This is a genomic window from Metallumcola ferriviriculae (assembly GCF_035573695.1).
Lineage (GTDB): Bacteria > Bacillota > JADQBR01 > JADQBR01 > JADQBR01 > Metallumcola > Metallumcola ferriviriculae.
Genome location: NZ_CP121694.1, coordinates 1,130,800 through 1,143,426, shown reverse-complemented (window position 1 = coordinate 1,143,426; position 12,627 = coordinate 1,130,800). Strand labels below are relative to the sequence as shown.

The 12,627-nt window shown below is 44.6% G+C and carries 13 protein-coding genes, 4 tRNA genes and 1 other RNA gene; 2 read left to right on the top strand and 16 right to left on the bottom strand.

Going from position 1 to position 12,627, the window contains the following annotated elements:
• Positions 1 to 67: 67 nt before the first annotated feature.
• The 14 genes from MFMK1_RS05790 to MFMK1_RS05725 all read right to left on the bottom strand — a co-directional run bounded on the left by MFMK1_RS05790 (position 68) and on the right by MFMK1_RS05725 (position 9,379).
• Entirely contained in the window at positions 68 to 148 is an 81-nt protein-coding gene (locus tag MFMK1_RS05790; protein WP_366924889.1) for a hypothetical protein, read from the bottom strand.
• Positions 133 to 312 carry an IS3 family transposase gene (locus MFMK1_RS05785; RefSeq protein WP_366924184.1) on the bottom strand — a complete coding sequence of 60 codons (180 nt, stop codon included), beginning with the start codon at positions 310 to 312 and terminating at the stop codon, positions 133 to 135. The genes MFMK1_RS05790 and MFMK1_RS05785 overlap by 16 nt, the downstream gene beginning before the upstream one ends.
• A 214-nt stretch (positions 313 to 526) precedes the next feature.
• Positions 527 to 986: RNase P RNA component class A (gene rnpB, locus MFMK1_RS05780), an RNA gene on the bottom strand.
• A 134-nt stretch (positions 987 to 1,120) separates the two neighbouring features.
• The gene (locus MFMK1_RS05775; protein ID WP_366924183.1) at positions 1,121 to 1,837 is read right to left on the bottom strand and encodes a zinc ribbon domain-containing protein; all 717 of its coding nucleotides are present in this window, start codon (positions 1,835 to 1,837) and stop codon (positions 1,121 to 1,123) included.
• A gap of 124 nt (positions 1,838 to 1,961) precedes the next feature.
• A complete protein-coding gene (locus MFMK1_RS05770; protein ID WP_366924182.1) occupies positions 1,962 to 3,065 on the bottom strand; it encodes a Nif3-like dinuclear metal center hexameric protein in 1,104 nt (367 codons plus the stop codon).
• The gene (locus MFMK1_RS05765; protein WP_366924181.1) at positions 3,035 to 3,736 is read right to left on the bottom strand and encodes a tRNA (adenine(22)-N(1))-methyltransferase; all 702 of its coding nucleotides are present in this window, start codon (positions 3,734 to 3,736) and stop codon (positions 3,035 to 3,037) included. Before MFMK1_RS05765 ends, MFMK1_RS05770 begins: the two co-directional genes overlap by 31 nt.
• Before the next feature lie 97 nt (positions 3,737 to 3,833).
• Positions 3,834 to 3,909: transfer RNA gene (locus tag MFMK1_RS05760), tRNA-Val, on the bottom strand.
• A gap of 3 nt (positions 3,910 to 3,912) precedes the next feature.
• Positions 3,913 to 3,988, bottom strand: a tRNA-Glu gene (locus MFMK1_RS05755).
• Positions 3,989 to 4,006: 18 nt separating this feature from the next.
• Positions 4,007 to 4,081 (bottom strand) — tRNA-Ile (locus tag MFMK1_RS05750).
• A 98-nt stretch (positions 4,082 to 4,179) separates the two neighbouring features.
• Positions 4,180 to 4,254: transfer RNA gene (locus tag MFMK1_RS05745), tRNA-Asn, on the bottom strand.
• Between the two features lie 55 nt (positions 4,255 to 4,309).
• Positions 4,310 to 5,392: an RNA polymerase sigma factor RpoD gene (gene rpoD, locus MFMK1_RS05740; RefSeq protein ID WP_366924180.1), complete on the bottom strand. Its 1,083-nt coding sequence runs from the start codon at positions 5,390 to 5,392 to the stop codon at positions 4,310 to 4,312.
• A 20-nt stretch (positions 5,393 to 5,412) separates the two neighbouring features.
• Entirely contained in the window at positions 5,413 to 7,239 is a 1,827-nt protein-coding gene (gene dnaG / locus MFMK1_RS05735; protein WP_366924179.1) for a DNA primase, read from the bottom strand.
• Between the two features lie 70 nt (positions 7,240 to 7,309).
• On the bottom strand, positions 7,310 to 7,753 hold the full coding sequence (locus tag MFMK1_RS05730; RefSeq protein ID WP_366924178.1) for a YaiI/YqxD family protein: 444 nt from the start codon (positions 7,751 to 7,753) through the stop codon (positions 7,310 to 7,312).
• 639 nt (positions 7,754 to 8,392) lie between these two features.
• Entirely contained in the window at positions 8,393 to 9,379 is a 987-nt protein-coding gene (locus MFMK1_RS05725) for a deoxyguanosinetriphosphate triphosphohydrolase (RefSeq protein WP_366924177.1), read from the bottom strand.
• A 180-nt stretch (positions 9,380 to 9,559) separates the two neighbouring features.
• Here MFMK1_RS05725 and MFMK1_RS05720 point away from each other — a divergent pair, with 180 nt between their 5' ends.
• Positions 9,560 to 10,063 (top strand): YpiB family protein, encoded by a 504-nt coding sequence (locus MFMK1_RS05720; RefSeq protein WP_366924176.1) that lies wholly within the window; start codon positions 9,560 to 9,562, stop codon positions 10,061 to 10,063.
• Positions 10,064 to 10,088: 25 nt separating this feature from the next.
• Here MFMK1_RS05720 and MFMK1_RS05715 read toward each other — a convergent pair whose 3' ends face one another.
• Together MFMK1_RS05715 and MFMK1_RS05710 are read right to left on the bottom strand one after the other, a co-directional pair.
• Positions 10,089 to 10,313, bottom strand: a complete 225-nt coding sequence (locus MFMK1_RS05715) for a hypothetical protein (protein ID WP_366924175.1) — start codon at positions 10,311 to 10,313, stop codon at positions 10,089 to 10,091.
• 525 nt (positions 10,314 to 10,838) lie between these two features.
• On the bottom strand, positions 10,839 to 12,125 hold the full coding sequence (locus MFMK1_RS05710) for an IS110 family RNA-guided transposase (RefSeq protein WP_366921713.1): 1,287 nt from the start codon (positions 12,123 to 12,125) through the stop codon (positions 10,839 to 10,841).
• Positions 12,126 to 12,427: 302 nt separating this feature from the next.
• Between MFMK1_RS05710 and MFMK1_RS05705 the strand changes: the two genes are divergently transcribed.
• A complete protein-coding gene (locus MFMK1_RS05705; RefSeq protein ID WP_366924174.1) occupies positions 12,428 to 12,616 on the top strand; it encodes a ferredoxin in 189 nt (62 codons plus the stop codon).
• Positions 12,617 to 12,627: the final 11 nt, after the last annotated feature.

The window sequence follows — 12,627 nt, the reverse complement described above, 5'->3', positions numbered from 1 at the left end:
GACACGTAAAAGCGTTCGTTTTCTCTCTTATTCACAAGATTACTGGCCAGTTCATTTTTAATGTGATCTAGGCTGCTGGGAAGCGTAGACTTTCATAGTATTGCTGCTCAAATTGAAGCGGAGACAGGTCATCTAAATGACTATGAATTCGTTTGGAGTTATACCATGAATCATGTATTCAATAATAACTAGACTTGCTTGAGATCGAGTCTTAAAATGCCTCCTGTGTACAAGTTCTTTTTTCAGCGTAGCGAAAAAGGATTCAGCACATGCATTGTCATAACTGAAGTGCTCCCCAAATGTTAGACACATGTTTGTGCTAAGCGTCTAATTTCATTTTCTTTTAAATTTCCGTTCTCCTTCTTGCTTTTCAAAAATTAAATCAAATTCGCTAGCGGTATATTTACTCCCGTAGGCGAGAAATTGGGGAATTAGGGTAAGGAAATACAAACTTATCCTTGTTATAAAAAAAACTGGGCTAATGTATAGATATACACTCCCAGTTTCCCAAAACAAGAAAAAATAGCAATCAAGCAAACCATAAGCCGAGTTCTGTCGTGAGTGATCATCTGTCTGGGATGTTAGTTGCCTAACACCTCATGCGACCTACCCGGGGACAAGCGGGCTACCTTTAGCGTCCCCCTATCAGGTCTTGCTCCAGGTGGGGTTTACCAAGCCAGTTAGTCACCTAACTGCTGGTGAGCTCTTACCTCACCGTTTCATCCTTACCCGGTACTCAGAAGAGTAAGCAAACATAAGCTGAATACGTCTACTGCGGCATCTGCCTGGATGCTTAACTTAGATGTCATCTGAATGATTGCTGCATCTAGCTTACTTACTCTGCTGAGTACCGGGCGGTTTAATTTCTGTGGCACTTTCCTTAGAGTTGCCTCCACTGGACGTTATCCAGCACCCTGCCCTATGGAGCTCGGACTTTCCTCAAGTACGGCCTTGCGGCATGTACCTGCGATCACTAGGTTTACTCAATTGCTTATTTAGTTATTATTTTTGTATACCGCGCCTTTCAGCGTGGATGTTTAGTATAACAGGTCTAATAAGGACAATCAATAGTAATTGCTGCCAGTAATATTTCGCTGCAGTCAACTAGCCGATGAATTAATTATTCTTTGTAAAATAGCAACCGGCCGCAGCTTTCGCAGGTTATATGCTTGTGCTGCGCTTGCTTAATTTCCTTAAGTACCATTGGCGAAATATTTATCCGGCAGCCACTGCAGGACCCGTCTTCCACCCGAGATACCACGATGTCACCCAAGCGTTTGGATTTGAGTTGGTATAATTCCATTAGTTCCGCATCAATTTTACCCATCATCTTATCTGCTTCCTTCTGGAGTTTCTCCTGCCGCGCTTTGATTTCTTTCTTCCACTGCTCGTATTCCTTTACCTGTTCTTTGTAGGCATTCTTTTCGTTGGTTAGCCGAGCGTTTATTTCTTCAATGGCATTAGATAAATCTTCTTGCTCTTGACTAATTTCCAATACTCTGTCCTCACATGAAGAAAGCTCTTCTTTCGTCTGTTTCAGCTTTTGTTCAAAGCCATGCAGCTCTTTAGGGTTATTGTGCTCACCGTTATAAAGCTCTGACTGTAATTCCTTCACCTTGTCTGTTAATGAGGAGCATTTCATTTCGCCAGACTTAATTTCTTTCTCTAATTGTTTTAACTGTTCCTTTTTACTTTTTAACTGCTGCATTCTCTTTTCCAGTTCGGCCTTCTTCGCCTTTAACACAGGCAGCACGCTTTCATCCTTTGCCTGTTGTTTGACCTGCTTATATTCTTTTAGCTTGTTCTGCGCCTGCCATAGTTTTTCTAACCCACTCATATTATTCCCCCTTTTATGTTATAAAAAACTCAAGCCCGTAAATAAGAAATATTTCCGGGAGTGTGTCCAAATAAAAATAAAAATAAAAATAAAAAAGATAGGAGCCGTCATGGGGCTTTCCTATCTAAAAATGCTGCCAAGGATTTGTGTTTTCCTGGGACATAATCACTTTTGTGCTGTCTAGTTTTTCCTGCAGATACCTGGCCAACACCGGCACGATAATTCTCTCTGTAGCGTAATGGCCTGCGTCCACTATAGCTAATCCTTTGGCCACTGCATCTTGGGCCTCGTGAAATTTCAAGTCTCCGGTAACCAATACATCGGCCTTTTGGCGTAGGGCATGGTCTACCAAAGAAGCGCCGGAACCGCCGCAAACGGCAACTCTGGTCATAGGGTGTTGGATATCGCCAACCACCCGCACTTGCTCACAGCCCAGAGTTCGTTTGACCCGGCGGGCAAAAGCTTCTAGGTTTTCCGCTTCGGCCAAATCGCCCACGCGACCAAGTCCGTAAGGTTTGCCTTCATTGGCCAACGGATATACGTCATAGGCCACTTCCTCATATGGGTGGGCCTCGGTCATGGCCTCTAAAACCCGGCTTAACTTATCAGCTAATACGATGGTCTCCAATCGATATTCTGCTACCCGTTCCAGCTCCCCTACCTGACCGATATAGGGCTTTGTTCCGCCTAATGGTTTAAATGATCCTTCACCAAGTGTCTGAAATGTACAGTGAGAATAATTTCCTAGCCAACCTCCACCGGCTTCACTAATGGCTCCACGCACTGCATCTACATTATCCTTAGGTACAAACACCACTAATTTGTATAATTTCTGCCCGTCAGCAGGAGCCAGTACAGCTGCATTTTTGAGACCTAGATAATCCGCTAAGTAATGATTAATGCCCTCATCAGCATTATCCAGGTTAGTATGAGCTATATATACCATCACATCATGTTTTAGCAGCTTTTTAACCATGCTGCCCCAGGGCTGATCTGTCCGAAGATGGGAAATGGGTTTAAAGAAAAATGGATGATGGGCGATAATCATATCCACGCCCTCGGCCACCGCCTCTTCCACCACTTGGCTCTCAATATCTAATGATACCAAGACGGATTTCACTAGGGCATCCGGTTCCCCCAACTGGAGACCGATATTGTCCCATTGCTCCGCTCGTGCAGGTGGAGCCAATTCTTCAATTAATTCGCAGATTGTTCTGCAGTCAACCATTTTTTCACCTTCTCTATCTTTTCAAGCTGCTCTTGCAATTCGCCGATTTGTGCTCGGGTAGACGAGTCGGTGCTCTTACTTACCCCGGCCAGTATCCCGGCCAATTGTTTCTCTTTTTGTTCTAAAAGTTTGGTTAGCAGCGGGTGACGTTTCTCTATCAACCGGGGCCCGATCAGCGAGTCCTTTGGTTGTTCTCTGCCCGGCTCTGCTACTAAAAACTCGTAAAGTTTGCCGTCTTCGGCTACCAAATCTTCATCCAACAATATCCAGCCGTTGGCCCAAAGCCATTCCCTGATTTTTTCCGTATCGGTCATGGGCTGAAGCACCAATCGGCGTACGTCTTTAATCACTTCAGGAGCCCGAGAAAAAATTTGCTCCATGGTATTTCCGCCCATACCGGCAATGACTATGGTTTCTACCTCACCGGGACGCAATACTTTGAGGCCATCGCCCAAACGGACTGATATTTTATCTCCCAGACAAAAGCTTTCCACTGTACGCAGCGCACTCTGAAAAGGGGCATTATGGATATCAGCAGCAATCACGCCGGGGCAAATACCCTGTTTCACCAAGTAGACAGGCAAATAGGCATGGTCTGTACCAATGTCTGCGACTTTACTGCCTGATGGGATGTATGCTGCAATAGTGCTTAAACGCAGCGAAAGTTTCATGATGAATTACCTCCACATCTACCTTATCTTCAGTATTATACCCAATAAAGAAAAAATCCTTTAAAGTAGAGAAAAAAACCACCTTAAAGGTGGTTTATGGTGGGCGATGACGGGATCGAACCGCCGACCCCCTGCTTGTAAGGCAGGTGCTCTCCCAGCTGAGCTAATCGCCCTAATGGTGACCCGTAGGGGATTCGAACCCCTGTTACCGGCGTGAAAGGCCGGTGTCTTAGACCCCTTGACCAACGGGCCATGCTATGTGAATTGTTTTGGTGGGCCCACCAGGGATCGAACCTGGGACCAACCGGTTATGAGCCGGTTGCTCTACCGCTGAGCTATAGGCCCAATTTTTGAAGCGCAATAAATATTATACCAAGATTTGATGAAAAGTGCAAACCCTTTTTTTACCTGCGCTTAAGCCTGCGGTGAACCCTTAAATAAATTGGCTCCCCGAGCTGGACTCGAACCAGCAACCCTTCGGTTAACAGCCGAATGCTCTACCATTGAGCTATCGAGGAGCGCTCAAGACAAAAACTATTATAAAACATTATTTCACGCTGGTCAACAGTGATTTTATTCCAAATAGTCTTTCAGTTTTTTACTACGACTGGGATGACGCAATTTACGTAGTGCTTTGGCCTCAATCTGCCGAATGCGCTCCCTGGTGACATGAAATTCCTTGCCCACTTCTTCCAGTGTACGAGAACGACCATCATCTAATCCAAAACGCAAACGCAGTACCTTTTCCTCACGCTCGGTAAGGGTGTCCAGTACTTCCTCCAGCTGCTCCTTAAGCAGCATAAATGATGCTTTTTCTGCCGGTGCCGGTGCATCTTCGTCCTTAATAAAGTCACCCAAATGACTATCTTCTTCTTCGCCAATAGGGGTTTCCAAAGATACCGGTTCTTGGGCAATTTTCATTATTTCCCGGACCCGCTCAACAGAAATATCCATTTCATGAGCGATTTCTTCCGGGATTGGTTCGCGGCCATATTCCTGCAGCAGCTGCCTGCTCACACGAATTAATTTGTTGATGGTCTCCACCATATGCACTGGAATGCGGATAGTTCGGGCCTGGTCGGCAATAGCCCGAGTAATTGCTTGCCTAATCCACCAAGTAGCATAAGTACTAAATTTATAACCTTTGCGGTAATCGAATTTCTCCACCGCTTTAATCAGGCCTAGGTTACCCTCCTGAATAAGGTCCAGAAATAACATTCCTCGGCCTACATATCTTTTAGCGATACTTACTACTAGACGAAGATTGGCCTCCGCCAGTTGGCGCTTGGCTTCTTCTTCTCCCTGTTCCATGCGTTGTGCCAGATCCACTTCCTGATCAGCAGTCAAAAGCGGCACCCGGCCAATTTCCTTCAGATACATCCGCACCGGGTCGTCGATACCCACGCCTTCGGGAACAGAGAGATCCAGGCCTACATCATTGCCTTCGTCATCTTTGTCTTTCTCTTCTGCGCCTTCTTCAGGCAGCACCTCGATACCCTGTTTGTTAAGATATTCATAAAACTCATCTATTTCTTCGGGGGTGAGGTCTATGCCTTCAAGAGCATCCATAATTTCTTTATAAGTTAGGACGCCACGTTTCTTACCCTGTTCGACTAGTTTTAGTATATTCTCGCTTTTTAGCAGCAGTTCTTTCATCTCTCTTCCCCCCTTCCGGGTTAGTGCCGTTTGATATTAATTCTTCTTAAAATGTCATTTTCCTGCAATAAAACAAAGCTCTTTACTAGGAATTTTTGAATATCCATGAATCCGCCTTGTTTTTCAATGTCTTTCAGGCCCTGCTCCAGTTCCTCCAGCATGCGGTCTACCTGAAATAAGTTCAACTTTTCCAACAGGTGCTCGAATTTATCCAAGCGTTTTTCGTCGCTGACCATCACATGAGAAAGGGTCTTTTGACCCGCTTCGCTTAGTTTATCCATTAACACTGCCGGCTGTACGCCGTCGGCGTAATCTATCTTTGTCAACAAGTTTAAAACTTCTCTAACACCGCCGTCGGATAATGTTTCAGGCATAATGACTTTTGACACTATCTGAGCCTGTCTGGCATCACGTAAAATATGCTGCAAAAGCTGCCGTTCCATTCCCACCCGAGGCGTTTCTGCGTTATACCGCACGAGACTGTCATTATGCCTATTTTTGCCTATTTTATCCTTTTTTACTCTATTATTTTCGCTATTTCTTGAATGTAAGCGAATTTCCGTCTGCACCGCTTCCGGAGACAGGTCCAACCGCTCAGCAACCAATCGAATATATTCTTCCCTCTCCACGGCACTTTTTAACCGCGCAAGATCAGGCACCAGAAAATTAACTATTGCTACCCGTCCTTCGATGGAGCCGATGTCATACTCCTTCATAGCCAAAGCAAGCTTATATTCGATTAAAGAAAGTGCTTCTGTGGCAACTAACCGTTGAAATTCATCGATGCCTTTACGCCTCAAATAATCATCGGGGTCCATCCCTTCCGGCAGCTGACCCACCCGCACCTTAGCACCCAGAGATTGCAGGATATCTAAACCTCGCATGGTCGCCTTAGCACCGGCAGTATCAGAGTCGTAAGCAATAGAAATATTTTTACTAAAGCGCATCAATAATTTCCCCTGCTCGGGGGTAAAAGCAGTACCCAGGGACGCCACTGTATTGAAAGCACCAAATTGATGGGCTGCAATCACATCCATATAGCCCTCCACTATCACCACCCGATCTTCAGCGCGAATAGTTTTAGCTGCCCAATTGAGGCCGTAAAGCATGCGTCCCTTATGGAATACCGGCGTTTCCGGCGAATTAAGATACTTAGGTTCGCCCTCTCCGGTGATCCGGCCGCCGAAGGCGGTAACTCTGCCCTGCGCATCCAAGATAGGAAATATAATCCGGCTGCGGAAACGGTCGTAATGACCGCTCTGGCCCTTTCTTTCCGATATTAATCCGGCCTGAAAAATATCCTCCACCTCAAAACCCTTTTCTTTGAGGTGTTTGAGCAAACCCTCCCAGCCATCCGGGGCATAGCCCAAGCCAAAACTATCCTGGACTTTCCTGCTTAATCCCCGTTTATCGAGGTACCGCCTGGCATTTTCAGCAATAGGGAGCTCACGCAAATTGCGATAAAACCAACGTGCAGCGATACGATTTATTTCATATATTCGCTGGCGCAAGCTATGTCGCCTATTTTCTTCAGGGTCGGGTTCTTCCTGTTCAGGAAGGGTTACTCCTGCTTGATCCGCCAAGCGCTCTACCGCTTCAGGGAAGGTAATGTTTTCGTGCTTCATCAAGAAGGTATAGGCATTGCCACCCTCACCGCAGCCAAAGCAGTGCCACATTTGTTTCTCCGGGCTGACCGTGAAAGAAGGCGTATCTTCACTGTGAAAAGGGCAAAGACCGACAAAATTTCGACCGCGCTGCGTCAATGCGACAAAGTCCCTAATCACCGCAACTATATCAATACTATCTCTGATTTCTTCTATTGTATGTTCCGGTATAAACCGCGTCACTGCAGACCACCACATTAACCTTTAATTGCTCTTTTATTTTAATTTCGCCACAAAGCTTTTAATTCCTTCCTTAATAGCCGCCCTCAATGAGCCTTCGCAGGGCACTGGCAAATCGTTCCTTATCTGCCGTGGTAAATGGAGCAGGTCCTTTGGTTCGACCTCCTGCCCGGCGAACCTTAGCAGACATGTGCCTCTCTGTCAGTAAGATATCAATATTGCTATGGTTAAAATCTTTTCCGCGGGGCGAAAGAGCCAATGCACCCTTAGCCAGCACCAATGAAGCCAGGCCGTAATCTTGAGTGACCACAATATCACCTTTCTCCAATCGGTTAACGATAGCAATATCCGCTGCTTCGGGCATATTATCCACCTGTACCAGCTTTACTCCCGGCATATGTTGATGGTGAGAAACACTGGCCACCAGGATTACCTCCAGCTTATATTCGTCTGCCAAGGAAACTGTCTCCGCCTTAACAGGACAGGCATCGCCATCGATAAATATTCTTACAAACATGACCCTTCACCCTCCGCATCCTGGTTATATTCTTTCTCAGGAAAATTTCTCCTCCCTAAAATCGACAATATTTTTACTTGTTTTCACTTCATTTAACGTACGGACGGGGCATAATTTAAATTCCCTGGGTAAAAATACTGTTGAGGTGATTTTATGGATAAAATCCTGGCTTTATTACTACTATTGCTTCTTATAGGAACCACTGGTTATGTCCTTTATACTGGCGTGCTCCTCCCCTTACTTAGTCCCTTTTTAAAGAACAAGTCCTAGCACTTTTCCATTAGTTTCTATGTGACTAGTATATCACTATATGATATACTCTATGATAGATGGTTGCTATATTATTTGCAAAAACCTCCCTTTAATTTTGGTGAAACCGTTTTGGTTTCACCTTTTTTGTATATCAGAAGGTATAACTTTCTGACAGCTACTGCAACTAGGCTTCCGCCCTGAGCCAAAGTCTTGGCGTAAGCCTAGTTTTTTAAATTATTTTTATAGTAATTCGTGATTAAAAGCCGCATCTTTGGGGTAATATACAAAAGAAGCAAAACACTCCTGTTAGATACCTAGTCAGTGTCTAAATAGCTTGACCGCGAAGAGAGTGTTTTGCTTCTTATTTATTCCAGTCTTTATCTTCTCCTACATGTGATACCCTCTGGGTACGAATAACTGCTGGTATAGTTTAATGGCATACCTGTCCGTCATGCCGGCAATATAATCACATGCTGCTTGAGAAGCGCCATCCTGCTCCCAGCCAGGCGGCAGTTTGTCCGGATTTTCGCTGTAATATTGATATAGAGCTTGCAGCATCCGCACCGCCTTATCCTGCTCTGCTTTAGCTGGCGAGCCAATATAGACATTTTCGAATAAAAAGGTCCGCAATTTATCTGTAGCCTGCCATACCTCGTCACTCATAGATATACGGTCTTTGTCTGAGCTGTTCATAATCATGTCTGTCACCATTGTATTGATACGCTCACGATGATGCTTTCCAATCATAGCGGTGCATTCTCGCGGGAGCTGTTCCTCCCGAATGACTTCAGCACGGATGGCATCATCGATATCATGGTTGATGTAGGCAATGCGGTCGGCAATTTTCACAATCTGTCCTTCCAAGGTTATGGGTCGGTCAGGACCGGTATGATTTAATATCCCGTCACGCACTTCAAAAGTAAGATTTAATCCTTTCCCCTGTTCCAGACTATCTACCACTCTCAAGCTTTGACGGTTGTGTTCGAAACCACCCGGATAAACCTTATCTAGGGCATCTTCACCGGCATGACCGAAGGGAGTATGCCCCAAGTCATGTCCCAAAGCAATGGCCTCGGTCAAATCTTCGTTAAGCCGCAGCGCCCTGGCTACAGTTCGCGCGATTTGTGATACTTCCAATGTATGAGTCAAGCGGGTACGAAAGTGATCGCCCTCCGGTGCAAGAAAAACTTGGGTCTTATGTTTTAGGCGCCGAAAGGCCTTACAATGAATAATCCGATCACGGTCCCGCTGAAACACTGTGCGCACTGGGCAGGGTTCATCATCCCTTACCCTCCCCTTTGACCTATCACTAAAAGCCGCATTCGGTAACAAATGTTGGTGTTCCCATTTTTCTGACTGCTCCCTGAGGTTCACTTAATCACCCCTTCATCGAACATTACTACTAATCATTTTCCGCTTGACGCCGCTATTTCCTTTTATAATTGTAAAACATTTGTAAACTTTTTGCCAAACTTTACCGAAAGGAAATTAAGAAAAAACCTCTAATAATTTAGAATGATACATAATTCCTTCTGACAGAAGAGGTGATGCGCAGTGAACAAATTGAAGTACAGACAAGAGTATATCCAGTGGTTCTTAAACTTCCGCTTAAAAAGAATGCGGGCTTCGAGACTGCTATTAAAAATCAGCCAAAATCCTCAATTACTGGAGCAGGTAGTTTTTACGGATGACATCTCAGACAAGGACAATGCATTGCAGATTGCTGCTAAGGGGACAAGTGCCTTTCCTTTTATCTGCCGCATAGACGGCATGCATTATAGTCAATCCCTAGAAGCATATAGAGCCATGCTCAATCTGCCCCACGATGAATACATTCATATATGTCTGGCATATCCCGACCGCCCTTCCCTGCCTGAGGAAAGTGTCCATGTTAATATTGAAGCTGATGTAGACGGCGAGATGGTACAAAACCTGCAGTATATTTGGCAGCATTTGGCCCGGCAGGAAATCCTTAATGAAATTGACCATGCCCTGGACAGAAAAGATCATGATGAATTTTATCGCCTAATTAGTAAACTTCGTCGAATTGAAAGTTAACCCGTGGCCATCGCCACGGTTTTTTTTACTTAGAAGTAACTTCGTCTCTTCTTTTATTAGCTCTTTCTCGAATCATTTCCCGGTAATAATCATGAACTCCTTCTTTCAGCTTGTCCTTACACTCCTCACATACACACCAGCAGTCCGTTTCCTTCTTACCGCTCTCATCAATGATAAAAGTACACACCGTCGTCGCATCCTTTTTACCGCATATTTGACACTCTTCACAAGTTCCATGACTTTTATGCAATTTGGTAACCTCCCTCTATAATCTTTAAATTTCTTCGTTTTTCTCCCTCATTCTTAGAAATTCATTCTTTCAAAAATGAGCTTGTTCCGCAAAGCAGGCCTCTAAATTACAGATATTCAAATATATGGAATATAAGGGTTGCCACTTATTACACTACGTCCTTGTTTTCCATATTTTGGCCATCGGAATCCACGTTTCTCACGGGGGCGCACCCTCCCATGTCTCGCTGGCTCGTAGCCTAAATTCCTTCGTTCAGCCTGCCCATGAGGTGGACGTCAGCCATGCTCCTTTGCTGGGTCTATGCCCTATGGATATTATTTCTGCTGACTTATCCGGCTCACTTTTATCAATGTCTTTCCTAATCATAAGATTGAAAACGAATAGTTTATACTTATCCATCGCACCGCTTAACTACCCTAACCAGCTGCCATGAAAGGTTGTCAAGGGTCCGCGTAGCGGAGACGTAGTCCTTGCCCTTGATAAGCTTTCTTGGCTGCGGTACACTCTCCTTGGCGGTGCAGTCTTTTATGCTGCTTGTGTCATTACTTTTGGTCTTTTAATGTCCGAAAGTAGTTTTTCGGGACTGTATTCTACGCCTTGGGTCAGCAAAGCATAGATTACTCTAATCAATTTCCCGCATAATACTATGAGTGATTGTTTCTTTCTCAGTGGATTTACGGGCCTTGTTGTGTAGTACTTATGAATCTCTTTGAACTCTTTATTCTTTGCGACCAATGGCAGTATTGCCCTGAAGAGTAATGACCTTAATCGCTTCCTGCCTCGCTTACTAATTGTACTTTGGCCTTTATGCTTGCCGGAGCTGTTTTCTCGTACGTTAAGTCCTGCAAGCTTTATGATTTGCTTTGGGTGGTTAAAACGGGATAAATCACCAGCCTCCGCAATGAAACCGGCTGCGGTTATGACCCCTACACCTTTTATCTGCAAAACTTTATCCATTCCAGGGATCAGGGACGCTAATGTCTCTAATTTCTGTTCTGTCATCTCCAACATGTTGCGTATTGCCTGATATTCCTGAAGCATGCACTCAAGTTCGTATTTTGCCATCTCTAGCCCAGCTTGTATTCCTACTGTTTCTTCTGCCATCTTTACAAGTGCTTCTGCTTTTTTAATACCTACTGCGCGTTTCACTTTCTCTCTCCAGGCCGCTAGTATCTTTTCTGCGCCAAGTTCTACTATCTCTGTTGGTGTGGGGAATTTCTCTAGTGTCATCAATGCAGCCTTGCCTTCCCAACTCTTAAATACTTGGGTAAACTCGGGAAAGTAAATGTCAAGCCATCTTTGTACGCGGTTCTTTATGGCCCACTTCTTTTGCAATTGGTTTTCCCTAATTTCATAGGCTTTTCTCATTTCTGCATAATGACCTTTGGGAAAGTATGGTATCAGATATCTCCCATCTTTCACCAGCATCGCTATGGTTCTTGGGTCTTTCCGGTCGTTTTTACTGGGCGTGTTATCATCCATTTCTTTTGACTGCTTAACGTGATACGGGTTTACTTGCACTACCATCATCTGATTGCTATCTGCATCGGCTGCAAAGGTGAACCAGTAATGTCCTGTGGGTTCCATACCCACGATAATTTTGTTTTTGCCCTCATCCCTGGCAATCTTTTCTGCCCACTCTCTAAACTGCCTAAACCCTCTTCTGTCTGCTCGAAAACTAATGACTTTGCTCAGTTCTATCCCTCGCCAATCAAATGCTCTGGCATAGTGCTTGCTCTTTGCAATGTCCACTCCAATCACTAAGGTGTTTTCGGTCACTTGCGAAATCTTGAAATTTTGGTTATACTTCATTTTGGAGTACCTCCTTTGCGAATTAAGGGTCATCGACCGGTGACACCTAGTATATTAGCAGGAGGTACTTCTTTTTTCAAAGATCATTTTTTTTGATTACAGGAATGCTCCTTTTATTTTTTTTATCTATCCCTTGTCCTTATTATTGACCATCGTCGAAAAATTATCTGTCAACAAACACACGGAATATTGTGATAAAGAACACAGGCTGTCGGTGAGTAAACCCACAGAAGGAAAAATAGATGATAAGTACAATATAATTAAGAGCAGTACCACTTAATACATATTGAGGAGGTAAAAAGATGAAGGTAAAGATAAATGAGGAGTTATGCATCGCCTGCGGTGCCTGTGAGGGTATCTGCCCCGATGTATTCAAACTAGAGGGTGATGTTTCCAAGGTGTTGGTAGATGAGATACCACCGGAATTTGAAGATGAAGTTATTGAAGCGGCCGAGGGCTGTCCGAGCCAGGCCATAGAGGTAGAAAAATAAGGAGGAATTAT

Coding starts and splice junctions, on each gene's coding strand:
- MFMK1_RS05785 (WP_366924184.1), bottom strand. CDS start 312: ATGTGTCTAACATTTGGGGAGCACTTCAGTTATGACAATGCATGTGCT.
- MFMK1_RS05775 (WP_366924183.1), bottom strand. CDS start 1,837: ATGAGTGGGTTAGAAAAACTATGGCAGGCGCAGAACAAGCTAAAAGAA.
- MFMK1_RS05770 (WP_366924182.1), bottom strand. CDS start 3,065: ATGGTTGACTGCAGAACAATCTGCGAATTAATTGAAGAATTGGCTCCA.
- MFMK1_RS05765 (WP_366924181.1), bottom strand. CDS start 3,736: ATGAAACTTTCGCTGCGTTTAAGCACTATTGCAGCATACATCCCATCA.
- rpoD (WP_366924180.1), bottom strand. CDS start 5,392: ATGAAAGAACTGCTGCTAAAAAGCGAGAATATACTAAAACTAGTCGAA.
- MFMK1_RS05730 (WP_366924178.1), bottom strand. CDS start 7,753: ATGTTTGTAAGAATATTTATCGATGGCGATGCCTGTCCTGTTAAGGCG.
- MFMK1_RS05710 (WP_366921713.1), bottom strand. CDS start 12,125: ATGAAGTATAACCAAAATTTCAAGATTTCGCAAGTGACCGAAAACACC.
- MFMK1_RS05705 (WP_366924174.1), top strand. CDS start 12,428: ATGAAGGTAAAGATAAATGAGGAGTTATGCATCGCCTGCGGTGCCTGT.